The organism is Bradyrhizobium sp. WBOS08 (assembly GCF_024585125.1).
Classification (GTDB): domain Bacteria; phylum Pseudomonadota; class Alphaproteobacteria; order Rhizobiales; family Xanthobacteraceae; genus Bradyrhizobium; species Bradyrhizobium japonicum_B.
Genome location: NZ_CP028988.1, coordinates 1,496,243 through 1,522,976 on the forward strand (window position 1 = coordinate 1,496,243; position 26,734 = coordinate 1,522,976).

Annotated in this window: 20 protein-coding genes; 12 read left to right on the forward strand and 8 right to left on the reverse strand. The window is 64.6% G+C overall.

Going from position 1 to position 26,734, the window contains the following annotated elements:
* Positions 1-99: 99 nt before the first annotated feature.
* The 10 genes from DCM80_RS07265 (at position 100) to DCM80_RS07310 (ending at position 13,629) form a co-directional block, all read left to right on the forward strand.
* On the forward strand, positions 100-1,149 hold the full coding sequence (locus DCM80_RS07265) for a nucleotidyltransferase family protein (RefSeq protein ID WP_257196361.1): 1,050 nt from the start codon (positions 100-102) through the stop codon (positions 1,147-1,149).
* Positions 1,146-2,054: a Gfo/Idh/MocA family protein gene (locus tag DCM80_RS07270; RefSeq protein WP_257196362.1), complete on the forward strand. Its 909-nt coding sequence runs from the start codon at positions 1,146-1,148 to the stop codon at positions 2,052-2,054. Before DCM80_RS07265 ends, DCM80_RS07270 begins: the two co-directional genes overlap by 4 nt.
* Positions 2,051-2,752, forward strand: coding sequence for an acylneuraminate cytidylyltransferase family protein (locus DCM80_RS07275; protein ID WP_257196363.1), 702 nt, complete (start codon positions 2,051-2,053; stop codon positions 2,750-2,752). The genes DCM80_RS07270 and DCM80_RS07275 overlap by 4 nt, the downstream gene beginning before the upstream one ends.
* 13 nt (positions 2,753-2,765) lie before the next feature.
* Complete coding sequence (locus DCM80_RS07280; RefSeq protein ID WP_257196364.1) at positions 2,766-3,587, forward strand: SDR family oxidoreductase; 822 nt, start codon at positions 2,766-2,768, stop codon at positions 3,585-3,587.
* Positions 3,588-3,597: 10 nt separating this feature from the next.
* Positions 3,598-5,112: a lipopolysaccharide biosynthesis protein gene (locus tag DCM80_RS07285; RefSeq protein ID WP_257196365.1), complete on the forward strand. Its 1,515-nt coding sequence runs from the start codon at positions 3,598-3,600 to the stop codon at positions 5,110-5,112.
* A gap of 69 nt (positions 5,113-5,181) precedes the next feature.
* On the forward strand, positions 5,182-6,570 hold the full coding sequence (locus DCM80_RS07290; RefSeq protein ID WP_257196366.1) for a surface carbohydrate biosynthesis protein: 1,389 nt from the start codon (positions 5,182-5,184) through the stop codon (positions 6,568-6,570).
* Between the two features lie 4 nt (positions 6,571-6,574).
* Positions 6,575-7,978 (forward strand): capsule biosynthesis protein, encoded by a 1,404-nt coding sequence (locus DCM80_RS07295; RefSeq protein ID WP_257196367.1) that lies wholly within the window; start codon positions 6,575-6,577, stop codon positions 7,976-7,978.
* A gap of 11 nt (positions 7,979-7,989) precedes the next feature.
* Entirely contained in the window at positions 7,990-8,739 is a 750-nt protein-coding gene (locus DCM80_RS07300; protein WP_257196368.1) for a glycosyltransferase family 2 protein, read from the forward strand.
* Positions 8,740-8,908: 169 nt separating this feature from the next.
* Positions 8,909-9,871 carry a UDP-glucuronic acid decarboxylase family protein gene (locus tag DCM80_RS07305; RefSeq protein WP_257196369.1) on the forward strand — a complete coding sequence of 321 codons (963 nt, stop codon included), beginning with the start codon at positions 8,909-8,911 and terminating at the stop codon, positions 9,869-9,871.
* 329 nt (positions 9,872-10,200) lie between these two features.
* Complete coding sequence (locus DCM80_RS07310; RefSeq protein ID WP_257196370.1) at positions 10,201-13,629, forward strand: autotransporter domain-containing protein; 3,429 nt, start codon at positions 10,201-10,203, stop codon at positions 13,627-13,629.
* A gap of 90 nt (positions 13,630-13,719) precedes the next feature.
* Here DCM80_RS07310 and DCM80_RS07320 read toward each other — a convergent pair whose 3' ends face one another.
* Complete coding sequence (locus DCM80_RS07320; protein ID WP_306594640.1) at positions 13,720-17,043, reverse strand: M10 family metallopeptidase C-terminal domain-containing protein; 3,324 nt, start codon at positions 17,041-17,043, stop codon at positions 13,720-13,722.
* Positions 17,044-17,327: 284 nt separating this feature from the next.
* Between DCM80_RS07320 and DCM80_RS07325 the strand changes: the two genes are divergently transcribed.
* Both DCM80_RS07325 and DCM80_RS07330 read left to right on the forward strand, forming a co-directional pair.
* Positions 17,328-17,540 (forward strand): hypothetical protein, encoded by a 213-nt coding sequence (locus tag DCM80_RS07325; protein ID WP_373569388.1) that lies wholly within the window; start codon positions 17,328-17,330, stop codon positions 17,538-17,540.
* A 119-nt stretch (positions 17,541-17,659) separates the two neighbouring features.
* Positions 17,660-18,853 (forward strand): CaiB/BaiF CoA-transferase family protein, encoded by a 1,194-nt coding sequence (locus DCM80_RS07330; RefSeq protein ID WP_257196371.1) that lies wholly within the window; start codon positions 17,660-17,662, stop codon positions 18,851-18,853.
* 66 nt (positions 18,854-18,919) lie between these two features.
* Here DCM80_RS07330 and DCM80_RS07335 read toward each other — a convergent pair whose 3' ends face one another.
* From DCM80_RS07335 to DCM80_RS07365, 7 genes are all read right to left on the reverse strand, one after another.
* Positions 18,920-19,792 carry an outer membrane protein gene (locus DCM80_RS07335; RefSeq protein ID WP_257196372.1) on the reverse strand — a complete coding sequence of 291 codons (873 nt, stop codon included), beginning with the start codon at positions 19,790-19,792 and terminating at the stop codon, positions 18,920-18,922.
* A 156-nt stretch (positions 19,793-19,948) separates the two neighbouring features.
* The gene (locus DCM80_RS07340) at positions 19,949-21,466 is read right to left on the reverse strand and encodes a tripartite tricarboxylate transporter permease (RefSeq protein WP_257196373.1); all 1,518 of its coding nucleotides are present in this window, start codon (positions 21,464-21,466) and stop codon (positions 19,949-19,951) included.
* 11 nt (positions 21,467-21,477) lie between these two features.
* Entirely contained in the window at positions 21,478-22,020 is a 543-nt protein-coding gene (locus DCM80_RS07345; protein WP_257196374.1) for a tripartite tricarboxylate transporter TctB family protein, read from the reverse strand.
* A gap of 132 nt (positions 22,021-22,152) precedes the next feature.
* Complete coding sequence (locus tag DCM80_RS07350; RefSeq protein ID WP_257196375.1) at positions 22,153-23,106, reverse strand: tripartite tricarboxylate transporter substrate binding protein; 954 nt, start codon at positions 23,104-23,106, stop codon at positions 22,153-22,155.
* Between the two features lie 175 nt (positions 23,107-23,281).
* Complete coding sequence (locus tag DCM80_RS07355) at positions 23,282-24,079, reverse strand: enoyl-CoA hydratase/isomerase family protein (RefSeq protein ID WP_257196376.1); 798 nt, start codon at positions 24,077-24,079, stop codon at positions 23,282-23,284.
* Positions 24,080-24,103: 24 nt separating this feature from the next.
* Positions 24,104-25,303 carry an alanine--glyoxylate aminotransferase family protein gene (locus DCM80_RS07360; protein ID WP_257196377.1) on the reverse strand — a complete coding sequence of 400 codons (1,200 nt, stop codon included), beginning with the start codon at positions 25,301-25,303 and terminating at the stop codon, positions 24,104-24,106.
* Positions 25,304-25,442: 139 nt separating this feature from the next.
* On the reverse strand, positions 25,443-26,645 hold the full coding sequence (locus tag DCM80_RS07365; protein WP_257196378.1) for an alanine--glyoxylate aminotransferase family protein: 1,203 nt from the start codon (positions 26,643-26,645) through the stop codon (positions 25,443-25,445).
* Positions 26,646-26,734: the final 89 nt, after the last annotated feature.

A 26,734-nucleotide genomic window follows, 5' to 3' on the forward strand; every position in this document is an offset into this window, starting at 1 on the left:
GGGGTGCCGTTGGGGTTGACGCCGCCTCTCGCAGCCGCGATATAGCAGGCTCAGCCGTGGGCCGCCCCCCAATATCTGGCGTAAACGAGGCAGATTGCCATGAAATCCTGGCGTAAGGCCGTCGTTGGAACGCGGGCGACCGTGGGCGAGGCCATTGCTGCCATCGAGAGCGGAAGCATTCAGATCGCGCTCGTGCTCGACGACCAGAATCGACTGCTCGGCGTGGTTACCGACGGTGACGTGAGGCGCGGGCTGCTGCGGGGTGTGCCGCTCACCGGCCTTGCGACCGACATCATGAACCGCACGCCGGTGTCGGTTCCGGCGACGCTGCCGCGCGAGGAGCGCCTGCAGCTGATGCGGCAGAAGTCGATCAAGCAGCTCCCGCTTGTCGATGAGGGCGGCCATCTGGTCGTGGTCGAGACGCTCGATGAGCTGCTCGAGCCGGCTCACTATCCGAACCCCGTCCTGATCATGGCGGGCGGCCTCGGCGAGCGCCTGGGCGCGTTGACGCGCGACGTGCCGAAGCCGATGCTCAATGTCGGCGGCCGACCGCTGCTCGAGACGATCGTCCGCAACGTCGTGCAGCAGGGCTTCGGCAACATCTTCATCTCGGTCAACTACAAGGCAGAGACGATCAAGGACTACTTTGCCGACGGCGCCGCCTTCGGCGCCAACATCCAGTACATCCACGAAACCGAACGCCTGGGGACTGCAGGCGCGCTGGGACTGTTCAGGACGCCGCCGGACCTGCCGATGATCGTCACCAATGGCGATATCCTCACCACGATCAACTACGGGGCCCTGCTCGACTTCCACAACGCAACGCCGGCGGCGGCGACGATGGCCGTACGCGAGCACAAGGTCCACGTCCCCTATGGCGTGGTGTCCACGTCGGACGGCTTTCTCGATGCCATCCGCGAGAAGCCGACCGAGAGCTGGTTCGTCAGCGCCGGTATCTATGTGATCGGCCGGTCCGTCTTCAGCCATGTTACGCCCGGCGTCAGCATCGACATGCCGACGGTGCTGGAGCGGGTGATTGCCGACAAGGGACGGGTCGCGGTCTATCCCATTCGGGAATACTGGCTCGACATCGGCCGCCTGGAGGATTTCGAGCAGGCTCATGCGGAGTTTCACGAGGTCTTCCCGTGACCTCGACAAAAGCCGTCGTGGTTGGCCTCGGCTCGATCGGCACAAGGCATGCGCGCATCCTGCGCGAGCTCGGCCTGGAGGTCGCGACCGTCAGCCGCCGCGAAGGCGGCGACTACAGGTCGATCGCGCAAGCCATCGTGGCGGCGCATCCGGACTACGTGGTGATCGCCACCGAGACCGCGCGCCATGCGGCGGATCTGCAAGAGCTCGCGCAGGCCGGCTTCGCTGGCAAAGTCCTTGTCGAAAAGCCACTGTTCGCGACACCGGCCCCTGCCCCGAAATATCCGTTTGCCCATGTCAGCGTCGGATACAATCTGCGCTTTCACCCCGTCATGACGGCGCTGGCCGAACGACTGCACGGGCGCGACGTGATCACGGTCGCCGCCTATGTCGGCCAGGACATCAGGGACTGGCGGCCCGGCCGCGATCATCGCGCGACCGCATCCGCCACGGTTGATTCCGGAGGCGGCGTGCTGCGGGATCTCAGCCACGAACTGGATTATCTGCTGTGGCTGTTCGGGCCGTGGCATCGCGTGGCGGCGCTCGGAGGCGCATCCGGCGCGCGCGACATCGACGTCGACGACCACCTCGACCTGCTGCTCGATATGCAGCGGGCGCCGTCGGTCCACGTCCATATGGACTACCTCGACCGGCAGGGCATCCGCCGCATTCGCGTCAATGTCGACGACGACACCATCGAGGCCGACCTCGTCGGCAGCCGCCTCACGGTCAACGGCAAGACGACCGAGATCCCAAGCGAACGCGACCAGAGCTATCGCGACATGCATGTCGCGGCGATGCACGGCGCGGCGCCCATATGCTCGCTGCCCGAGGCGCTCGGTGTCGTCCATCTGATCGACGCCAGCGAGCGGGCTATGCGCACCAAGACCTGGATTTCGCCATGAGTCTGCTCTGTACCATCTGCGCGCGGGGAGGCTCGAAAGGGGTCGTCGGCAAGAATGCGCGCGATCTCCTGGGCAAGCCCGTGCTGGCGTGGAGCATCGCGCAGGCGCGCGAGACCGGCTTGTTCGATGCGATCGCCTTCAGCAGCGATTCCGACGCGCTGCTCGACGCGGCGCTGAAGGCCGGTGCCGACATCGCGGTCAAGCGTCCCGACGAGATGGCGACCGACGCCGCGCCGAAGCTGCCGGCGATCCGCCACTGCCTCGAGCAGGCCATTGCGCAAACGGGCACGACGCCGGAGATCTTCGTCGATCTCGATGTCACCTCGCCGCTCCGGCTGGCCTCCGACATTGCCGGCGCCGTGGCACTGCTGCGCGAGAGCGGCGCGCGCAACGTCATCACCGGCGCGCCGGCGCGCCGCTCGCCCTATTTCAACCTGGTCGAGCAGCGCAGCGATGGCAGCGTCGGCCTTTCCAAAGCCGCCGATCCTCCGATCACGCGCCGGCAGGACGCGCCGCGCTGCTTCGACATGAACGCGTCGATCTATGTCTGGCGTGTCGCGCCGTTCCTGGCGCAGCCGGCAGTGTTCTATCCCGACACGCGTCTGTTCGAGATGCCGGAAGAGCGCTCGATCGACATCGATTCCGATCTCGATTTCGCGCTGGTGGAACTGTTGCTGCGCCAACGACTGTCGGCCTGAGGAGGCCCAAGCGATGACCACGAGCTTCAAGGCTCTGTTCGATCTGACCGGCCGCACGGCCGTCGTCACCGGCGGATGCGGCATCCTCGGCCGGCGCTTCGCCGAAGGCCTCGCCGAGTTCGGCGCCAATGTCGCGATCGTCGATCTCGATCAGGCTGCGACCGATGCGGCGGCCGCCGACGTCACGTCACGCCACGCCGTCCGAGCCAGGGGCTATGGCTGCGACATCACCGAGCCCGGCTCCGTCCGCACCACGGCCGATGCGATAGAGGCCGATCTCGGGCCGGTCTCGATCCTGCTCAACAACGCCGCCAGCAAGACCCGCGACGTCGATGCCTTCTTTGCGCCCGTCGAGAAATTTTCCCAGGACACCTGGCGCGAGATCATGGCGGTCAACCTGGACGGCATGTTCAACGTCGCGCAGGTGTTCGGCGGCCGGATGGCCGAGCGCGGCTATGGCGCCATCGTGCAGACCGCCTCGATCTACGGCCTGATGGCGCCCGACCAGCGCATCTACGAAGGCTCCGAATATCTCGGCCGCGCCATCAACACCCCCGCGGTCTACACGGCGTCCAAAGCCGGCGTCATCGGCCTCACCAAGCACCTGGCGACCTACTGGGCGGCGAAAGGCGTTCGCGTCAATACCCTCACCCCGGGCGGCGTGGAGAGCGGCCAGAACGAGACCTTCAAGGCGCGCTATGGTGCCCGAATTCCGCTCGGTCGCATGGCCAAGTCCGATGAAATGGTCGGAGCCATTCTGTTCCTGGTCTCCGATGCAGCGTCCTATATCACCGGTCAGAACATCGCGGTCGATGGCGGCCTGAGTGCATGGTGAGCGGCGACGCATGCTCAACCAGTTGATCCGGAATACGCTGATATCGAGCGCAGCCTTCGGCATTGCTGCGGTGCTCGGCTTGGTGGTCATCCCCGTCATCATCCGGACCTGGGGTGTGGCCGAATTCGGCCTCATCGTGATGGCGCGCATCCTGCTGCCAAGCGGCATGATGGGGCTGCTCGATCTCGGTCTCGCCGAAGTCACGACGCAAGCGATCGCGCGGGCGCGCGAGCATCGCAATTGGCGCCTCGCGGGCCAACAGCTAGCGTTACTCACTGTGATGGCCGCCGTTCTCGGAGGGCTGCTCGCAGTCGCGATTTGGATCAGCGCGCCCTACCTGACGATCGCGCTCCGCGTCGATACCGCTCACGCCGACAGGTTTTCCGATATTTTGCGCTACACGGCACTGGCCAATCTGGTCCTGATCCCCGCACTTGTCTGGGAAGGCATCGTGAAGGGCTTCGAGCGCTACAACGTGCTGCGGCTGGCAGAAGTGACCTCCACGATCGTCTACGTCGCCTGCACCATTTGGGCTGCAAGGTCCGGGTCCTCGTTCGAACTGGTGGCCTATATCTATCTTGCGAGCACCTTGATGCGGGCGTGTCTGGTGTTCGTTGCCGCCTTTGTCGCCGTCGTGCGCAAGGTCAGGCTCGCGCTTTGGGACGCACCGATCCGGCGCGATCTGTTCCACCGCTGCGCGCTGTTCGCGCAGGGCAAGCTGACGGGCGGCTTGGCTTTGCCGATTCAGCCTTTCCTGGTCGGCCTTCTGTTCGGACCCAAGGGTGTCGGGGTGTACGATACCCTGGTTCGGCTGCCTCGCGTATCCAAGGTCGTCGTTGGACTGCTCACGTCCGCCTTGCTGCCGGTGGCAAGCCGCCTGGACGAGCGCGGTAACGCCGTGGCGTTCCAACGCCTTGGTGAATTCGGCCTCATCATCCTGCCCATGTTCACGGTGCCGCCGCTGGTCGCGGCCGCCGTGCTGTCGCGCGAAATCATGCAGGTATGGATCGGATCGCAGATGACTGCCTACGCGCTCTGGATGGGTCTGAGCTTTCTGGTGCCGATCTGCGCTCAGTATCTGGCCTTCGGCAACGTCATGTTCCTCACCCGAACAGACGTGCAGGCGCGTTTGAACCGGCTCATGATCTACCAACTGGCAGTATGGACCGTGGTGGCGGTTGCGACCCTGCGCCTGTTCGACGAACGAGCGCTGATCCTTGGTCAGGTGGTTGGGAACGTCGTCATTCTACCGCTGCAGATCAGCGCCGTGAGCCGCGGGTTGCACCTTGACTCCTACCGCCTCGTTAGAGCACTTCTCGCCCAAGTTGCCATTCTCGCGGTCCTGGGGCTGCTGCTATTTGAGCTTGCAGACCGTTTGGCAATCGACGGTTTCTGGGGACTCGGGCTGGCGATTGCCGCGTTCTGCGTGGTGAGCTGGGCCATTCAGTATTTTCTCGTTCTGGAAGACCGGCAACGGGCGGTCTTCGCGGAACTCGGCCATCGCTTCGGCTGGACACAGACCTAGCTTCGTGATTGGCACCACCTTGCTCAGGAGATCGATGAGCGTTTTGATCGGCACGAGGAGACGCGAACGGTGCGCATAGGCCTGGTGGTCGATCACCCCAAGCGTGACCTGCCGGGCGCAGTCATGCTCGGCTATCAGCTCGCCCGGCGCGGCGCCGCCGTCGCGCTGGTGCCGATGTACGAGCAGGCCGTCGATGTCCCGCGTCTTGGACTCGACGCACTGGTCGTCAACTACGCACGTCCCGTCAATCTCGACCTGATGCGCAGCTTTGCCAGAGCGGGTCTCGCGCTCTACGTGCTCGACACCGAAGGCGGCGTGCTGGCAGAAAAGGGCGGCAACTCGCCTCCGGCGATGGCCGCCCACATCAAAGCCAGCGGCTACGCCGACATACTGGCGGGCTATTTCTTCTGGGGAAGCCGGCTGCACGACGCCTTCCTCGCAGCCGAAACCATGAAGCCGGAGCAGCTTCATCTCACCGGATGTCCGCGCTTCGACTTCGCAGCCCCACGCTGGCGCGCGCTGCTCGACGGCGAGCCGCAAGGCTATCTGCTCGTCAACGCCAACTTTCCGCTGGTCAATTCGCGCTTTACCGACAAGCCGGGCGGCGAGCGCGAGGCGATGGTGCGGGCCGGCTGGGATGGCGCCTATGTCGACCGCTTCATCGCGGATCTGAAGCAGGTCTTCGCCAACTATCTCGCCGAGATCGACCGGCTCGCCGCAGCGCGGCCCGACCGCAACATTCTGGTGCGTCCGCACCCCTTCGAGCGCGAGGACGTCTATCGCAATGCGCTTTCGCGCCACGCCAACGTCCTGATCGACGGCACCGGCAGCGTGCTCGACCGCATCCGCAATGCGGCCGCGGTCATCCATCTCAACTGCGGAACGGCCGTGGAATCGGTATTGCTCGGAAAGCTGCCGCTCCAGCTCGAATATTTGAACACCCCGACCACGGCAGGCCACGCCGCGTTGCCCACGCGCGTCAGCCGGCAGGTTGCCTCGTTCGAGGAGCTGCTCGCCGCGGTCGATGATATCGAGCGCGAGACCGAGACCTTCGATTTCGCCCGCGTTCACGCCGCCGATATCGAGGCCTTCTTCCATCTCAACGACGGAAAAGCCGCCGGACGCGTCGCCGATGTTCTGATCGGGACGACGAGCTCGCACCGTCCCTACGTCTCGCTGCTTGCCACGGTAAAGGGAACGCGTGCCAAGCCGAGCCTTGGTCAGATCGTCAAGGGCGCCGCCAGCGCCGCGCTCGGCTCGGCGGTCACCGAGCGGCTACGCAGCCAGTTTAATCCGGCCCGGCGCGACAAACGGATCGCGCCGCCCTTCGTCCAGTCCCTGCTCCAGCGCATCGCCGCTCACGATCAGGCGAGTCCGTCTCGATTCACGGCAAGACGCGCGCATTGCGCGACGACGGGCCTGCCGCTCGCGAGCATTGCGATCGAACACGCCAAGTAGAGCCATGGTAGCATCTGCAAAGACCATTCTCATCACCACGCTTGCCGAATACCAGACCCGGTTCTGGATTCCGGTCGCGCAGCGATTGCGCGCGGCAGGTCATGACGTCGAGTTGCTTGCCTTCGACGATCGCAGCGCGGAGATGTCGACTGCGGAGGGCGTGCCGGTCACGAACATGTACCGCGAGGGCCTCAAGGCCGGCCCCTCACCCGACGATCGCGGCGCGTTCGACGCGCGCGTCGCATCCTACGGGCTCGACGGCACCAATTTCCTGTTCAGCCACGAGCGCTTCACCTTCGGCATTCGCGACACCGCCGCGCTGCGCCGGCGTTTCATGATCTATGCCAACGCGATGGAGGCGGTGCTCGACCGGCTGGAGCGGCAAGGCAAGCGCGCCGAGCTGGTGCAGGAGCTGGGCGGCTTTCTCTCGGTGCTCGCGAGCTTCTACGCCGCCAAGCGCCGCAACATTCGCAACTGGTTCATCGAGCCCTCTTTCTTCCGCGGCCGCATGTACTTCACGCCCGACACGCTCGGCGCACCCGACGTGATGCCGGCGCCGGCGGACGCCGTGTCTTCGGAGGTGCGCGCCTATCTGGACGACACGCTGACGCAGCGCGCGATCGTCATCCCCAAGAAGGACCAGCATCATTATTCCGCAGCCTTCAAGAAGGTCGTGAACCTGCGCAATGCCCGCCGTCTCGGCGAGAAGCTGTGGGACCAGTTCGCACTCGGCAAGCACCAGGAGTTCGGGCACAATCTGCGTCACGCCCGCGTGCACGCCGCGATGGCGCTCAACGCGACGCGGCTGCGCAAGCTCTACAGGCCGATGCCCGAGGCGCCCTTCGTCTATTATCCGTTCCACGTCCCGGCCGACATGGCGCTGACGCTGCGCTCGCCGGACTATCTCGACCAGGTCGCGACCGTCGACTTCCTGCTGCGGACGATCCCGGACTCGCATGTGCTGGTGGTGAAGGAGCACCCCGCCCAGATCGGTGCGATCTCTGCCGACCGCCTTTTCGAGCTGGCGCGCCGGTTCGACAATTTCGTGCTGCTGCCGCCGCAGACCAACAATTACACCGTGCTCAATCGTGCCGATGCCGTCATCTCCGTCAACAGCAAGTCGGGTGCCGAAGCGCTGCTGCTCGGCAAGCCGGTCGTGGTGATGGGCGATGCGTTCTACCGCTCCTGTCCGCTGGTATATGCGGTCGATCGTCTGGCCGACGTACCTGCCCGGCTGCGCGAGGCGCTCTCCGCCGGGTCTTTCGATCCGGCCAAGGGCGCGCCCTATTTCGAGTCCGCCTGGCGCCAGTCTTATCCGGGCGAGCTCTATATCAGCGATCCCAAGCTGCTCGACACGTTTGCGGCCTCCTTGCGCACGGCAATCGCCGAGCCGGCCCGCGTGAACTGAACGGACCCATCATGCCGCTCGTCTCGATCATCACACCGTCCTGGAACGTCGAAGGCCTGATCGAGGAGACGATCGGCTCGGTGCAGAGCCAGACATTCGCCGATTGGGAGCTCTTGATCGCCGACGACTGCTCGACCGACAAGACGCCGGCGATCATCGCCGCCATCGGCGAGCGCGACCCGCGCGTCAAGCTGATCCGGCAGGCCAGGAACGGCGGCCCGGCGCTGGCGCGCCAGGCGTCGATCGACGCCGCACAAGGCCGCTATCTCGCTTTCCTCGACAGCGACGATCTGTGGCTGCCCGAGAAGCTGGAGCGGCAGCTTGCCTTCGCGAAGGAGAAGCAGGCCGCGCTCAGCTACACCGCCTTCCGGCGCATCAACGAAACCAACACCGTCACCGGACGGCTGATCGAGGTGCCGGCCTCGCTGACCTACGACCAGCTCCTGAAGAACACCGCGATCGCGACGCTGACGGCGATGGTCGACCGTGAGATCGCCGGCCCCATCGCGATGAAGAACGAGGGCTATGACGATTTCTGCCTGTGGCTCTCAATCCTCCAGCGCGGTCACACCGCCTACGGCCTCAACGAGGATCTGGCGCGCTACCGCGTCAGGGGCTCCTCCGTCTCCAGCCGCCCGGTGCGGTCGGCAAAATGGGTCTGGCAGATCTACCGCAATGTCGAGCACCTCTCCCTGGTCCGATCGGCCTGGTGTTTCGGCCATTGGGGGGCACGGGCCTGGTTGAAGCGGCGGGAATTCTAAGCTGATCGCCGGGCAGCCCGGCGCACCCGCCCCCTAAAAAGTGCGGAAACAACCCCATGCACAGTAGAGGTGTTTAGATACCTCACTCCAAGGCATTTGGCTATTGGCGAGTCCGGCCGTTGCCGATACCACTCAGCCGCTCCCCGTCGCGAACAACCTGGAATCGATCATGCCGTTTGAAAACTACAGGAACAGCCGCATCCTCGTGACCGGGGGAGCCGGGTTCATCGGATCGCACCTCTGCGAACGACTGCTTGAGACCGGGGCCGAGGTGGTGTCCGCCGACAATTATTTCACGGGCAGCCGGCGCAACATCGCCCATCTGATCGCAAATCCGCTGTTCGAGGCCGTCCGGCACGACGTCACCTTCCCGCTCTACATCGAGGTCGACGCCATCTTCAACCTGGCCTGCCCGGCCTCGCCGATCCACTACCAGCGCGACCCCGTGCAGACCACCAAGACCTCGGTGCACGGCGCCATCAACATGCTGGGGCTCGCCAAGCGGCTCAAGGCGCGCATCTTCCAGGCCTCGACCAGCGAAGTCTATGGCGACCCGCTGATCCATCCTCAGACCGAGGATTACTGGGGCAACGTCAATCCGATCGGCATCCGCTCCTGCTACGACGAGGGCAAGCGCTGCGCCGAGACCCTGTTCTTCGACTATTGGCGCCAGCACGGCCTGCCGATCAAGGTCGCGCGCATCTTCAACACCTACGGCCCCCGCATGCAGCCCAATGACGGCCGCGTGGTGTCGTCCTTCATCGTCCAGGCTCTCAAGGGCGAGCCGATCACCGTGTTCGGCGACGGCGGACAGACCCGCTCGTTCTGCTATGTCGACGATCTGGTCGAGGCCATCATGCGGTTGATGGCAACTGCGGAAGACATCACCGGCCCGATCAATATCGGCAACAATTCCGAGTTCACGATCCGCGAACTCGCCGAGAAGGTGATCAAGCTCACGGGCTCGCGTTCCAAGCTGGTGTTCAAGCCGCTGCCGCAGGACGATCCGCGCCAGCGCCAGCCCGACCTCGCCAAGGCCAAGGCGCTGCTGAACTGGGAGCCGAAGGTCGCGCTCGAGGACGGGCTGAAGGAGACGATCGCCTATTTCAAGCGCACGCTCGAGATCGCCTGAGCCGCTGCGGGAACGTCCATCGACGCATTAAGCCCCCGCAATAATCGCGCCGCGCGGCATCATCAGCGATCGGCGCGCCGCCTGGACTCGGGAGCCCCTCCCCCAGCGGACACGGGCCTTCCGGCCTGCCCCGCCGCAATGCAACATGTTGCCCGGTAGCCACGGCGGCTGAAAATGCAGGGCGAGCCAGGCCGGAAACGAGCGCAAATGGACGGCCATTCATTGCGGGCCGTTGCGGCACCATGGGAACATGGCGTGGGTGTCGGGCGACAGCACACGCCAAAGTTGCATACTCGCAATGATTTCTTTGCTGATTTGAGAAGATTTGGATGGCCGGACCGATAAAGGCAGGAGGGCGGATCGGATATGGGCTGCGATCCATCGTGCGCGGCTCCCTGGCGACATTCCTCGCGACCACCGCACTCGGCGTCGTCGCCGCGCACGCCCTGGACGGCACCTGGACCGGCGGCTCCTCGGACTGGACCAATCCGGCCAACTGGTCATCCAACCCGGGCGTGCCCGACGGGACCGCGACCTTCGCCAACACCGGCAACACGGCGGTCGACAACAACAACGGCGGCATCAGCATCGGCACCATCCGGTTCGCGAACACCTCGCAGGCCTACACGTTCACGATCGGCAACCCGTTCACCGTCAACGCAACGGGCATCATCAACAACGACACGGTCAATACCCAGAACTTCGAGGTCACCTCCGGCAACAATCTGGTGTTTCAGAACGGCAGCACCGCGAGCGGCGGCGTCGGGATCGTGATCATCACCAACGATGTCGGCGGCAACGTCAAATTCAGTCAGAGCAGCACGGCCGGAACAGCAAGTCTCGCCAACAGCGGCATCGTCACGTTCGAGAATTCGGCCTCTGCCGGCAGCGCCACGATCACCACCAACAACGGCGCGACGACGAACTTCACCGGCACGGCAACCGGCGGCAGCGCCAGGATCGTCACCAACGCCGGCGGCACCGTCGATATCTCAGGCCTGACCAGCGGCGGAATGACGGCCGGGTCGATCGAAGGCGCAGGCGATTATGTCCTCGGCGCCAACACCCTCACGACCGGCAGCCTCAACAGTTCGACCCAGGTCGACGGCATCATCTCCGGCGCCGGCGGCCTGACCAAGGTCGGCACGGGCACGCTGACGCTGGCCGGGACCAACACCTACAGCGGCGCCACGACGATCTCGGCGGGAACGCTGGCAATCTCCGGCTTCGGCAGCATCTCGTCGTCCAGCCTCGTCACGGTGGACGCGACACTCGACATCTCGGCGTCCGCCGTCCCATTCAACGTGATCACGACGCTTGCCGGCAGCGCTTCCGGCGTCGTCGACATGGGTGGCAACGGGCTGGTGATCACCAATGGTTCGACCGAGTTTGCAGGCACGATCCAGGGCACCGGCGGGTTCGAGGTTTTCGGTGGAACGCAGACGCTGTCCGGCATGAATACCTACTCGAATGCGACCCAGATCGATGCCGGCGCCACGTTGGCGCTGAAGGGGGCGGGCTCGATCGCAAATTCGGCGTTCGTCTCGTTCAGCGCGGCGAGTGCCACGCTCGACATCTCGCAGACGACCTCCGGCACGTCGGTCCGCGGCCTCGGTTCGCCCGGCGGCAGCGGCATCGTCGCGCTGGGATCGAAGACGCTGACGATCACGTCCGGCAGCACGTTCGGCGGCGTGATCCAGGACGGCGGCATTGCCGGCAGCAGCGGTGGCAGCGTCGTCATCGCCGGCGGCGCCGTTCAGGCGCTCGGAGGCGTCAACACCTATACCGGGACGACCACCATCCAGGCCCTCGGCGAGCTGGACCTCGTCATCTCCGGGGGCACCGATGGCAGCATTGCGACCTCGAGCAACATGATCGCCAACGGCGTCTTCGACATCACGGCCCTGAGCACCGGCACCGCGATCAGATCGCTCTCGGGCGCGGGCACCGTCAATCTCGGCGCCAACACTTTGACGATCACGAGCGGCAACGGCACCTTTGCCGGCGTCATCGACGACGGCGGCGCCGGTGGCGGACTCACACTCACCGGGGGCACGCAGACGCTGACCGGCATCAATACCTATACCGGCGCCACCGCCGTGACCGGCGGCACGTTGGTGGTGGATGGCTCGATTCTGAACAGCTCGACCGGCGTCAATGCCGGCGGCACGCTCGCCGGCAGCGGCACGATCGCGGGGGTCGCCGTCAACGGTGGCACGCTGGCGCCCGGCAGCACGACTAACCCGTTCGGCCCGATGACGATCAGCGGATCGCTGACCTTTACCGCCGCCTCGACCTATCTGGTGCAGGTGTCCTCGGCCAATGCGAGCCTCACCCAGGTCACGGGCGCAGCCGGTCTCGGCGGCGCGGCGGTGAGCGTCAACTTCACATCGGGTACGGTCAAGAAGCAGTACACGATCCTGACTGCTGCCGGCACCCTGGCCGGCAGCACCTTCAACCCGAACGTCGCCACCAACGTGCCGACGCTGAAGGGGACGCTGAGCTACGACCCCAACAACGTCTTTCTCAACGTCAACGTCAATTTCGCGCAAGGTGGCGGGCTCAACGTCAACCAACAGAACGTCGCGAATACATTGACCAACTTCTTCAACACCACCGGCGGTATTCCCGTGGCCTTCGCGGCACTGTCGCCAGCGGGGCTGAGCACCGCCTCCGGCGAGCTCGGCACCGGTATCATCCAGGCGGCGATCAATGCCGACGGCCAGTTCCTCAACCTGATGCTCGACCCGACCGTCGCCGGACGCAGCGGTGGCTTCGCCAAGGCGGGCAGCGTCGCACAGTTCGCCGGGAGCAATGAGGTTGCCTCCTACGTCGCGATGCGGCCGGCCACGGCGCGCGAGCGCGAGGCTTATGCGATGGCGACCAAGGCGCCGCTCCTTTCCTCGCAGCCAAGCAGCCGCTGGAGCGTCTGGGCGGCCGGCTATGGCGGCTCGGCCCAGGTCGGCGGCAACGCACCGGTCGGCTCGCACGATCTGACGGCGCGGGCCTGGGGCGGTGCAGCCGGCGCGGACTACAGGATCTCGGTGGACACGCTGGTCGGCTTTGCGCTCGGTGGCGGCGGCCTGAATTACTCGCTCGCCGACGCGATGGGCTCGGGCTCGGCCGACCTATTCCAGGCCGGCGTCTACGGCCGGCACAATTTCGGGCCGGCCTACGTCTCGGCTGCGCTCGCCTATGGCTGGCACGACGTCACGACCAACCGCACCGTGGCGCCCGGCGGCTTCGACCAGCTCCAGGGCCGTTTCAAGGCCGACACATTCTCGGCCCGCTTCGAGGGCGGCTATCGCTTCGCGACGCCGCTGGTCGGCATCACGCCCTACGCTGCGGCGCAGATGACGAACTTCAATCTTCCCAATTACTCGGAAGTCAGCCTCAACGGTGGCGGGCTGTTCGGGTTGAACTATGCTTCGCAATCGCTGACCGATACCCGCTCTGAGCTTGGCCTGCGCGCCGACAAGTCCTACGCGATGCAGAACGGCGTACTGACGCTGCGCAGCCGCGCCGCCTGGGCACACGACTACAATCCGAGCCGCGCAGTCACCGCGCTGTTCCAGACCCTGCCCGGCACCAGCTTCGTGGTGAACGGCGCTCAAGTCGATGCCGATTCCGCACTCGTGAGCGGCAGCGCCGAGATGAAATGGCTGAGCGGCTTCTCGATCGCCGCCACCTTCGACGGCGAGTTCTCGAGCAACGTCACCAGCTATTCCGGCAAGGGCGTGTTCAAGTACGCCTGGTGAGCTGCAAAGCCGCGGCGTCCGGCGCGCGGCAGCCGTCTTCGAAATCGCGGCGGCTAACGCCCTAAACTGCGTCGATCGACGTCCACGCCGTCAGTTCAGCAGGAAACCGTTGTCCTGCTGGTTGTGAAGAAAGTCGGCCAGAATGTCGCTTACATCCGAGTCTGGGCTTTCCGACTGCTGCGCCCACAGCTCTGACGCTGTCTGCACATTCGCGGGTGCAGGCATCGCATCCGGCAACTCGAACGAGGCCGTCGACGAAGTCTCGTCCTGAGTGAAATTGAAGGCAAAGCCCTCCCCGGACATATCGGGCCCGGCAGTTGCGGGCGGCGCTGCGCCCACGGCGCCATCGCCATTGAGATCCTGCTGCAGGGTCGGCTCAAGCGCCTTCAGGGACGGATCGGACCCGAGTACCTCAGGAGCCGCGGCAAGCGTCGTCACGAAATTGCCGCTGCTGTCGGTGCTCCAGACGGAATAATGTCCGTTCGCCGTGTTCTTCCAGACCACGTCGTAACCGCCCGACACTTGCTCGGCGGCAATGACCGACCATGTGCTGTAATTGGCCGTGTTCACCACAGAGCCCAAGTATTTCAGCGTAGGGCCGGTGCCGGTCGCGATGTTCTCCAGATAATAATTGCCACCGGACACGACCACGCTGGTCGATCCGATCGCCTCGACCGTCACAGGAGCGGCAACCGGCACCCCGATCGTGCCGTCGCCGTTAAGATCCTGCTGCAGCGTCGGCTCCAACGCCTGCAGAGAGGGATCGGTGCCCAGCACCTCGGGTGCCGCCGCAAGCGTCGTCACGAAATTGCCGCTGCTGTTCGTGCTCCAGACCGAGTAATGCCCGTTCGACGAATCCTTCCAGACCACGTCGTAGCCACCGCCCGAGACCTGCTCGGCCGCGATGACCGACCATGTGCTGTAATTGGCCGTGTTCACCGCATTGCCCATGTACTTCAGCGTAGGTCCAATGCCGGTCGAGATGTTCTCCAGATAGTAGTTGCCACCGGACACGACCACACTGGTCGATCCCAGCGCCTCGACCGTCACAGGAGCGGCAACCGGCATCCCGATCGTGCCGTCGCCGTTGAGATCCTGCTGCAGCGTCGGCTCCAACGCCTGTAGAGATGAATCGGTGCCCAGCACCTCCGGGGCTGCCGCAAGCGTCGTCACGAAGTTGCCGCTGCTGTCCGTGCTCCAGACCGAGTAATGCCCGGTCGACGAATCCTTCCAGACCACGTCGTAGCCGCCGCCCGAGACCTGCTCGGCCGCGATGACCGACCATGTGCTGTAATTGGCCGTGTTCACTGCATTGCCCAGGTACTTCAGCGTAGGTCCGGTGCCGGTGGAGATGTCCTCCAGATAGTAGTTACCGCCCGACCGCACGACGCTGGTCGATCCCAGCGCCTCGACCGTCACAGGCGGGGCAGCCGGCACGCCGATCGTGCCGTCGCCGTTGAGATCCTGCTGCAGCGTCGGCTCGAGCGCTTTCAGAGAGGGATCGGTCCCCAGCACTTCGGGGGCCGCCGCCAGCGTCTTGACGAAATTGCCACTGCTGTCCGTGCTCCAGACCGAGTAGTGCCCGTTCGAGGAATCCTTCCAGACCACGTCGTAGCCGCCTGACACCTGCTCGGCGGCAATGACGGACCAAGTGGTGTAATTCGCCGTGTTCACCACCGAGCCTGAATATTTCAGCGCAGGTCCGATGCCGGTGGAGATGTTGTTCAGATAGTAGTTACCGCCCGACCGCACGACGCTGGTCGATCCAAGCGCCTCGATGGTGACGACGCTGAGGCCAATCGTTCCGTCGCCGTTGAGATCCTGCTGGAGGGTCGGCTCCAGCGCTTGCAGCGTCGGATCGCTTCCCAGCACTTCCGGGGCCGCCGCAAGCGTCGTCACGAAATTGCCGCTGCTGTTCGTGCTCCAGACCGAGTAATGCCCAGTCGAGGAATCCTTCCAGACCACGTCGTAACCGCCGCCCGACATCTGCTCCGCGGCAATGACCGACCAGGTGGTGTAATTGGCCGTGTTCACCACAGAGCCCGCGTATTTCAGCGTAGGTCCGGTGCCGGTGGAGATGTTGTTCAGGTAATAGTTGCCGCCCGACTGGACCACGCTGGTCGATCCGAGCGTCTCGATCACGGTCGTCATCAGAGTCGAGCTGGCGACCGCGACGCCGGCAAACTGGAAATATTCGACCCCAGTGACGGTATCGGTGCCGTCAGGAGAACCGCCGCGCAGGTCGACCAGGGTGAAGGTCTGTGTCGTCGTGTTGTACGTAATCGTGTAGTTGGCCTGGCCGCCCGAGTACACCGCGGTGTCGGTGCCGGCGCCGCCGGTGATGGTGTCGTTGCCCGCCCCGCCCGTGATCGTGTCGGCGCCGCCGCCGCCGGTCAGCGCATTGGCGATGGCGTTGCCGATAATGGTGTCGTTGCCGGATCCGCCGATGGCGTTGTCGATGTAGGAGCGTGCGTCGCTATTGTAGAGATAGGCGTTGTAAAGGTTGCCAGAGGCGTAATGGCCGTCGCCGAGATACGCCAGTTGCGCGGAAGAGAACACCGACGAAGCGCCGGGATTGAGATTGAGGCTCAGGTTCGTCGTGTAGTTCGACAGGTCGTAGGTATCGACGCCGCCGCCGTCCCAGACCGTCTCGTAGATGCGGTTGGCCGAGCCGCCGACCCCGCCGCCCGCCGCGAGCTGCCCGACGCCGTTGATGGATTGCTGCCCGGTGGTCGGATTCCAGGTGTAGACGGTATTGCTGCTCTGGGTCGTGAAGTCCGCGCCGTACATCGTCTGGAGCGCGAGGATATCGTTCGCCATGTAGGTCTGCGAATATCCGTACGCCTCGTTGGTGTAGCCGGACGTCGTTGAACCACCGACATAGCTGCGATAGCTCATGACGGTGTATTCGCTGCTGTCATGCGCGCTCGGCACCGCGACGTTGGCGGGGCCGCCGGCCTCCTGGCTGTGCTTGAGGCCGAGGGCATGGCCGAGCTCGTGCAGCGCGGTCGTGAAGTAATAATTGCCAAGCTTGGCCAGCGAGAAATTGTACTGGGTGCCGAACCAGATGTCGCCGCCGGGCGCATAATTGAAGGGATAGTAGGCGTAAGCAGTCGGATTGGCCGCCGGCGATTGCGCGACCATGATGTCGGCGCCGTTCGTGCCCGCGTACTGGATGTTGGCGTTAGTGTAACCGAGGATCAGCCCGACCGCGTAGTTGATCGCCGCCTGGATCTGGGTGGGCGCCGAGGCGAAGCCCGAGGTGGTCGGCTCGCCGTCACCATAATAGGGATTGGGATAGTCGCTCGATGCGTCGGGAAAGCTATAGGTGATCGTGCCGGTCCATTTGTAGCCGGACAGCAGGCCGTCGATCTCGGCGTTGTTGGTGGCACTGACACTGACAGCGGTGGCCAATTGACTCTCCAGAGCAACGCATTGGGCGTGATTCGCCGCGAAGGCCCATAATTCTAGCTTGAGAGTTAAACGTTTGGTTTAAATGGGGCACTGGCGTGCGTGCGCCTTCGATAAGACGATGTTAGCCATCAAAACCCGTAGTCATACGGGCCGCCAATAAGGTCTCGGGTCCCGGAACGCCCGTGATTTTCAGGGTTTTCATGACACGACCTCGATTTCCAGCTCGCCTGTTTGGCGCCCTGCTCACGCTCGCCGGATTGAGCCCCCTCGGAGGATTGCCTGTCATGGTGGAAAAGGCCAAGGCCGACGACAAGGGCAAGGCAGTGCGCACGCCCGTGATGCCGATGGCCCGCGACCCCGCTGTTGCGGTGGCAGAGGAATACGAAGCCGCGCACCGCAAGGGAACGCGGGAGGCCCTTGAGCTCTTCATCGCACGCCACCCCGACGATCCCCTGGCCGAGCAGGCGCGCGTCGAACTGAAACGCCTGTCGCGCTGATCTCGCAGGCAGCGCATCAGGCATGGCATTTCGGCAGGCGGGATCGGCGTCGGCGCGGACTTGTGGCGTGATCTTTCGGCACTATGGTAGGCCCGCAATCTGTCCCGGAGCCTTTCAAGATGCCCTTTCCGCATGCCTCGGAAGCCCTGTCGCGCTTCACCGTGCTCGATCTGACCCGCGTCCGTTCCGGGCCGACCTGCGTGCGGCAACTGGCGGACTGGGGCGCGAATGTCGTCAAGATCGACGCGCTGACCGAGGACGCCGGCGGTGAGCAGCCGGGCGGCCCCCGGCAAGGTTCCGACTTCCAGAATCTGCACCGCAACAAGCGGGCCATGACGCTGAACCTGAAAGACGAGCGCGGGCTCGCATTGTTCAAGCGCCTCGCCGCCAAGGCCGATGTGGTGGTCGAGAATTTCCGACCCGACGTGAAGAAGAAGCTCGGCATCGACTATGACAGCCTCGCCGCGATCAACCCGCGCATCGTCTATGGCAGCATATCCGGCTTCGGCCAGGACGGCCCCTATCACAAGCGGCCCGGCTTCGATCAGATCGCGCAAGGCATGGGCGGGCTGATGTCGATCACTGGGGCGCCGGGCCAGGGCCCGATGCGGGTCGGCATTCCCGTCGCCGACCTGACCGCCGGCCTGTTTTGCGCCATGGGCATTCTCACCGCGCTGCTCGAGCGCGAGGTGTCCGGCAAGGGCCAGTGGGTGCAGACGTCGCTGCTGCAGGCCCAGATCTTCATGCTCGACTTCCAGGCCGCGCGCTGGCTGATGGAGAAGGAGGTCGCCAAGCAGGCCGGCAACAATCACCCCACCAGCATCCCGACCGGCGTGTTCAAGACCTCCGACGGGTACATCAACATCGCCACCACCGGTGGACGGATCTGGGAGCGCTGCGCGCAGGCAATCGGCGCGCCGGAGCTCTATGCCCATCCCGACTATGCGACGGCCCCTGCCCGTTCCAAGAACCGCGACGCGCTCAACGCCGAGATCGAGAAGCGCACCGTGACGAAGTCGACCGAGACCTGGGTCCGCGAGCTCAACGAGGCCGGCGTGCCCTGCGGGCCGATCTATGCCATCGACCAGATGTTCGAGGACGCCCAGGTCAAGCATCTCGGCATCGCCCAGGACGTGCCGAACGAGGAGGGCCGCCAGATCCGCCTGGTCGGCCAGCCGGTGACGCTGTCACGCACGCCGAGCAGGATGGTGGCGCGGCCGCCGGAATTCGGCGAGCAGACCGAGGAGGTCTTGAAGGAATTCGGCCTCGGTGCGGACGAGATCGCCAAGCTCAGAGATGCGAAGGTGGTGTGAATTGGGCCGGAAACGACGATGCCCGGCAGGATTGCCGGGCATCGAAGGCGCCTCGCTCTGGACAGCTCAGTATTTCGCGACGACGGGGGTCGGGGTGAACGCATAGTTGAAGCCGGCACGCAGCACGTGATCGTGGAAACTGACGTCCGCCTGGTTGGCGGTTCCCGCGAAGTAAGTCTTGGTGCCGAAATCCATGTAGAGATATTCGAGCTTGGCCGACCAGTTCCGGGTGAACTTGCGTTCGACGCCGGCGCCCAATGTCCAGCCGAGCCGGGTATCGCTGCTGGACACCGCCGCCCCGATCGGAAAGCTGAACGCGCCCACCGGCGTGGTGCCGCCGAGGCCCGGCCCGAAGACCTGGATTCCAAGATTGGTCGCGGACGAATACTTGAACTCGCCGACAGCGAGACCACCGGTCGCGTACCAGAGGGTCTGCGGATCCGACAGGATGCCGACGCGTCCGCGGAACGTCGCGAACCACTGCAGATCGTAGGAAAGATTTGCGGTGAGCGTTGCAATGGAATTGAAGTCGGAGCCGATGGGAAGACCGATGATATTCGAACCGTAGCGCGCGCTTGTCGTGGTCACCGTCCGCGACGAACGCTCCCCGGTCGCCTGAATGTCGCCCTCGAGGCCGACGACCCATTTCGGATCGACCTGCCAATTGTAGCCCAGCTGACCGCCGGCCAGCCAACCATCGACGTTCTGGCCGAACGCACCGAACTGCGTGGCCGGGAATGGCAGTGCGATCGGCGCGATGGTCGTGTCCGCGCGGCCCCAGCTGTATCCGGCGTTCAATCCGGCATAGAGGCCCGTCCAGCTCCAGACCGGATCGACCACCGGCGGGGCCTTCACGTAGGGTTTCGATGCCAGGTCGGCGGCCAATGCACTGCTCGCGACCAGTGATGCCGCCACGATGCCTATCACAACCTGCTTCATTGCAATGCCCTCTGAAAGACTGGAAATCCAGGGGGAGCATAGGCGCCAAGGACGGCCGAGGCTGTCGCCCGGCAGCAACATTTGGAGAGAAGCACTAGGCGTGAGCAACCGGCCTATTGCGACACGACGAGCTAAGATACTGATAAAACTTGCTTGTCATAGCGTCGCCGGTTTGTCCCGCTGGCTCCAGCCGACCCGGCCGAGCAAGCGCTCGATCAGGGGCCAGAACAGCAGCACGATCGCGAGTGTCGTGATCGAGCCGACCAGCCCGTTCGACCAGAACACCTTCAGCGTGCCGCCGGAGCCGATCATCGAGAGGCGGAAGGCATCCTCGGCGCGGTTGCCGAGCACGAGCGCGAGGGTGAACGGCGCCAGCGGAATGCCGATCTTCTTGAAGACGTAGCCGACCACGCCGAAGCCGAGCATCAGCCAGATGTCGAACATCGCGTTCTGGATCGCGTAGGCGCCGATCGCGCAGGACACCACGATCATCGGCGCCACCGCGGCAAAAGGCACGCGCAGGATCGAGGCGAAGATCGGCACCGTCGTCAGCACCAGCACGAGGCCGACGACATTGCCGAGATACATCGAGGCGATCAGGCCCCAGACGAAGTCCTTGTGCTCGACGAACAGCAGCGGTCCCGGATTGAGCCCCCACACCATCAGCCCGCCGAGCAGGATCGCCGCAGTGCCCGAGCCGGGAATGCCGAGCGCCAGCATAGGCAGCAGCGCCGAGGTGCCGGAGGCATGCGCCGCCGTCTCGGGCGCGAACACGCCCTCGATGCGGCCCTTGCCGAAGCTCTCCGGCTCCTTGGCGAAACGCTTGGCAAGATTGTAGCCCATGAAGGAGGCCGCGATCGCGCCGCCCGGGGTGATGCCGAGCCAGCAGCCGATGAAGGAGGAGCGCAGCAGCGTCATCCAATATTTCGGCAAGTCCCTCCAGACGCCGAGCACGACGCGCAGGGAAATGCTCGCCGCATGTCCGCGCAGCGCCAGCCGCTCCTCCATCGTCAGCAGGATCTCGCTGATGCCGAACAGGCCGATGACGGCGACCAGGAAGTTGATGCCGCGGAGCAATTCCGGCGAGCCGAAGGTCATGCGCAGGTTGCCCGACACGGTATCCATGCCGATGCCGGCCAGCAGCAGCCCCAGCGACATCGAGATGACCGTCTTGTGCTTGGCCTCGCGTCCCAATCCGACGAAGGAGCAGAAGGTGAGCAGATAGACCGCGAAGAACTCGGGCGGGCCGAATTTCAGCGCGAAGGAAGAGATCATCGGCGCCAGGAAGGTGATCAGCAGCACCGCCACCAGCGAGCCGATGAAGGAGGAGGTGAACGCCGCGGTCAGCGCCTCCGCCGCCCTGCCCTGCTGCGCCATCGGATAGCCGTCGAAGGTGGTCGCGACCGACCAGGCCTCGCCGGGAATGTTGAACAGGATCGAGGTGATGGCGCCACCGAACAGCGCGCCCCAATAGATGCAGGACAGCATCACGATCGCCGAGGTCGGATCCATCGTGAAGGTGAGCGGCAACAAGATCGCGACGCCGTTGGGACCGCCGAGGCCCGGCAACACGCCGACGAAGATGCCGAGCACCAGCCCGACCATCATCAGGACGAGCGTCTTCCACGTCAGCAGGACGGCAAAACCGTGGAGCAGGAGACCGAAGGCTTCCATGGCAGGCCCGCCTAGCGGCCGAAGGCCGCTTCGAGCGGCCCTTTCGGCATGATGACGTCGAAGGCGACGTCGAAAGTGACGAACATGATCGCCGTGAACACGAAGGCGGTCAGCAGCGACTTCCACAGCGCGATCTTTCCGACCAAACGCATGAAGCCCGCGATCAGCAGGAAGCTCGCGACATAGAGGCCGAGGAACTGCATCGCCAGGCAGAACAGCAGCGTCGGCACGAACACCGCCAGCACGCGGCGCGCCTGCGCCTGCGTGACGAAGGTCTCAGCCGCCTTGCGGTGCGCGACCAGCGCCGCGATCAGGCCGTAGAGGCTGCCGCCGCCGAGGATGACCGAGAGATAGAATGGGAAATATCCAGGCTCGGGCCCGGTCGAATCCCAGGACGCGCCGGTGCGCCAATTGTCGTAGCCGAGCGTGACGGCCAGCGCGAGCAGCAGCAGGCAGACGACGATCTCGATCGTGCCGGAGGACACGACGGAGGGCGAATCGTCTTCGGGCGCGGTCGGATCGTCGACGACGATTTCGAGATCGGTTTGGGACATGAGCTGCCAAATCAAATTGCCCTGTCATCATCCGCGAAAGCGGATGATCCAGTACTCCGTCCAGAAGCCATATCGTTGAGCTCTGTGCGATACTGGATGCCCCGCCTTCGCGGGGCATGACGCCAGAGGTGGTTACTTCGCGACGAAACCGGCTTCGGTCATCAGCGACTTGTTGAGCGCATCATCCTCCTCGAGGAACTGCACCATGTCCTTGCCGGTGAGGAAGATCGGCTTCAAGGCCTGCTTCTCCATGTAGTCCTTGTACTCCGAGGTCTGCGTCACCTTGTGGAAGAGATCGACATAGAACGCCTGTTGCTCGGCCGTCACCTTGCCGGGCAGGAACATCGCGCGCAGCATCAGATATTGCACGTCGACGCCCTCCTCCTTGCAGGTCGGAATGTCGGCCCAGGACTGGGTGTCCGTCACCTTGCTGGTGTAGGAGATGCGCTCCTTGTCGAACACGCAGAGCGGACGCACCTGGCCCGCGCGCCAGACTTCGAGATTCTCACTGGGGTTGTTGACGTTGGCTTCGGTGTGGTTGCCGACCAGCTGGGTCGCGGCCTCGCCGCCGGACTTGTAGGGCAGATACGAGAACTTCGCGCCGGTCTTCTGCTCGAGGAAGACGGTCAGCACGTGGTCCTCGCGCTTGGAGCCGGTGCCGCCCATCTTGAACGGCGCACTCGCGGCCTTCGCGGCCGCGACGAATTCCTTCACCGTCTTGGGACCCGCGCTGTTGTCCCACAGCACGAACTGGTCGAGCGCGACCACCGAAACCGGGGTCAGCTCACGCCAATTGAAGGGGATCTTCGCCGACAGCGGCAGCATGTAGATCAACGAATAGGCGATCAGCACCTTGTTCGGATCGCCCTCGCTGGACTTCATGTACATCAGCGCTTCCGCACCCGAGGCGCCGCCCTTGAGCGAGACGACGATCGGCTGCTTCATCAGATTGTTCTTCTGGATCGCGGCCTGCATCATCCGCGCCATCTGGTCGGAGGCACCGCCCGCGCCTGCCGCCACCACGATCTCGACCGGCTTGGCCGGCTCCCAGCCGGCAAATGCCGGCGTGCTCAACAACAGCGCCATTGCAGCGCCGACGGCTTTCCCTGGAATTCGCACGAGTTTCGTCCCCTGATGTTTATTGAGTTGTAGTGCGGAAACTTTTATCCCTGCATTGTGCGGACTATCACCGACGAGTTCAAGCAAGCGAGCCGGTCGAACCCTATGACTTTCGGCTGACGAAGCCGAAAGCGCGTGAGACTTACCTGCCCTTCCAGACCGGCGCGCGCTTGTTGAGGAAGGCGTCCATGCCTTCGCGGAAATCTTCGCTCATATAGGCCTTCAGGATCAGGTCCTCGCCCTCTTCGCGCGACAGCGTACGGCGGATGCGGCGCACGGCTTCCTTGGTCGCCTCCAGCGTGAGCGGGGCGTGGCTGGCCACGAGCTTTGCGGTCTCGTCGGCGCGGCGCTGCAGCGTCTCGACATCGGGCACGACCTCGTTGAGCAGGCCGAGCGCCAGGGCTTCCTGTGCCTCGACGAGGCGCGCCTTGAAGATCAAGTCCTTGGTGCGGGCGGGTCCGACCAAGGCGACGACGCGACTGATGTTGGACATCGACAGGCAATTGCCGAGCGTGCGCGCAATCGGAAAGCCGATCCGCGTCGTCTCGGTGCCGATGCGTAAGTCGCAGCAGGCGGCAATGCCTGCGCCGCCGCCGGTGCAGGCGCCGGCGATCGCCGCGATCACGGGCACGCGGCATTGCTCGAGCGTGCCGAGCACGCGGTCGATGCGTGCCTCGTAGTCGAGCGCGTCCTGCGCGGTCTTGAATGCACGGAACTGGGAAATATCGGTGCCGGAGGCGAACGCCTTGTCGCCGGCGCCGGTCAGGATCAACGCCTTGATCGAGCGGTCGACGTTGATCTCGAGGCAGATCTCCGCCATGCGGTCATACATGGCGAAGGTCATGGCGTTGCGCGCCTGGGGGCGGTTGAAGGTAATCCGCGCGATGCCGTCCTGGACGGAGTAGAGCAGGTCTTCGTTGGTCGTCGCAGGTGCGTTCATCACGCGCTCACTTTCCAAGTTCGTTCAGGCCACCTGGGCCTTGGTCATCTGCACCGCCTCGCGCCCCTTCAGGACGTCCATGGCCGCCAACACGCCGCCGCTGCGGTGCGGAATTTTTGCGAGATCGAGGCCCATCTCGACGCCGGCAAGCGTGCCCATCAGCATCAGATCGTTGAAATGGCCGATATGGCCGATGCGGAAGACCTTGCCCTTGACCTTGTTCAGGCCGGTGCCGAGCGACATGTCGAAGTTCTCCAACACCACCTTGCGGAACGCGTCGGCATCAAAGCCCTCAGGCACGCGCACGCCGGTCAGCGCCGGCGAGTGCGCGGCCGGGTCGGAGCACTGCGTCTCCAGGCCCCAGACCTTGACCGCAGCACGCGTGGCGGCGCTGTGGCGCTTGTGGCGGGCCCAGACGTTTTCCAGCCCTTCCTCCTCCAGCATCTTGACCGCCTCGCGCAGGCCGTAGAGCAAATTGGTGGCGGGCGTATAAGGGAAGGTGCCGAGCGTGTTGAAGTTGATGACTTCCTGCCAGTCCCAATAGGAGCGCATGCCGGGGTTAGCCTTGGCGACCGCGAGCGCTTTTTCCGAGACGGCGTTGAAGCCGAGGCCGGGCGGCAGCATCAGGCCCTTCTGAGAGCCGGCGACCGAAACGTCGATACCCCAGGCATCGTGCTCGTATTCCATCGAGCCGAGGCCGGAAATGGTGTCGACCATCAACAGCGCCGGATGCTTGATCCGATCGAGCAGCTTGCGCACCTCCAGCGGCGGCGTCACACAGCCGGTCGAGGTCTCGTTGTGAACGACGCAGACGGCCTTGATCGCATGCTGCTTGTCGGCGGACAGGCGCTTCTCGATCTCGGCAAGGTCGGCACCATGGCGCCAGTCGCTCGGGATGAAGTCGACCTCGAGCTTGAACTTGTCGGCGATGCCGCGCCACAGCACGGCGAACTGGCCGGTCTCGCACATCAGCACCTTGTCGCCCGGCGAGAACACGTTGACCATCGCCGCTTCCCAGGCGCCGGTCCCGGACGACGGGAAGATGATCACAGGCTGCTTGGTGCGGAACACCCGCTGCATCGCAGCAAGGACGGCAAAACCCAGCTCGGCGAACTCCGGACCGCGATGGTCCAGCGTCGGCATGTCCATCGCCCGCAGCACGCGATCGGGTACGTTGGTCGGTCCTGGAATCTGTAAGAAATGCCTTCCAGTATGCACGGTCATCGGCGTCCTTCCCGGTCTAGCCTTGGTTTGGTGGGCGCCGAATAGCACCATTTGACCGGCTTGTCCTCTTTCGAAAGGGTTGGTCCATCCATGGCGGACCGGCCTGCCCTCGACTGCCGTCCCTGCCATAGTCGCCCCCTTACGTGCCGACGATCTTGAGATGCGGCGAGGCATTGCCCTGCGGGCGCTGCTCCAGCAGCTTCATCGCGACGTCGACGCCACCGGCGCGATGCGGCACGCCGGCGACCGAGAGGCCCATTTCGACGCCCGTGAGCGCACCGAGCAGCGTCAGCGCGTTGCATTCGCCGAGATGGCCGATGCGGAAGACCTTGCCTGCGACCTTCGACAGGCCCGAGCCGAGCGACATGTTGTAATTGTCGAGCACGACTTTCCGGAACTGGTCGGCGTCATGCCCCGGCGGCATCAGCACCGCGGTGAGCACCGGCGAGTAGTCGGCCGGCTCCTGGCAGAGGATCTCGAGGCCCCAATGATTGACGGCGGCCCGGGTCGCAGCCGCCAACCGCTGGTGGCGAGCGAACACGTTGTCGAGCCCCTCTTCCAGCAGCATCGCAATCGCCTCGCGCAGGCCGTAGAGCAGATTGGTCGCGGGCGTGTAGGGGAAGAAGCCTTTTGCATTCGGCTTGAGCATCTCCTCCCAGTCGAAATAGGAGCGCGGCATCCGGTTGGCTTTGGACGCAGCCAGCGCCTTCTCCGAGATCGCGTTGAAGCCGAGGCCGGGCGGCAGCATGAATCCCTTCTGCGAGCAGCTGACGCTGACGTCGACCTTCCATTCGTCGTGGCGATAGTCGACCGAGCCGAGCGAGGAGATGGTGTCGACCATCAGCAGCGCCGGATGCGAGGCGCGATCGATCGCAGCGCGGATCTCGGCGATGCGACTGGTGGCACCGGTCGAGGTCTCGTTGTGCACGACCATGACGGCCTTGATCGCGCGCGCGGTGTCTTCGGTGAGCTTTGCCTCGATCGCCGCTGGGTCGGCGCCCCGCCGCCAATCGCCCGGGACGAAATCGACCTCGATGCCGAAGCGGCCGGCCATCTGCCGCCACATCGTGGCGAAATGACCGGTCTCGACCATCAGCACCTTGTCGCCCGGCGACAACGTGTTGACGATCGCAGCCTCCCAGGCCCCCGTCCCCGATGAGGGGAAGATCACGACCGGACCCTTGGTCTGGAAGATCTGCTGGCTGCCTTCGAGCACGGCGCGGCCGAGCTCGCCGAACTCGGCGCTGCGGTGGTCGATGACGGGCATGTCCATGGCGCGCAGGACGCGCTCAGGGACCGGGCTAGGGCCCGGAATCTGAAGGAAATGACGTCCCTGATGCATGAAAACCTCCCAGTCGGCGACCCTGACCGGTTTGCCTCGCCCAATTTTGCATTCATTTTTTGTCATTACAATCGAATTTTGGTATTCGA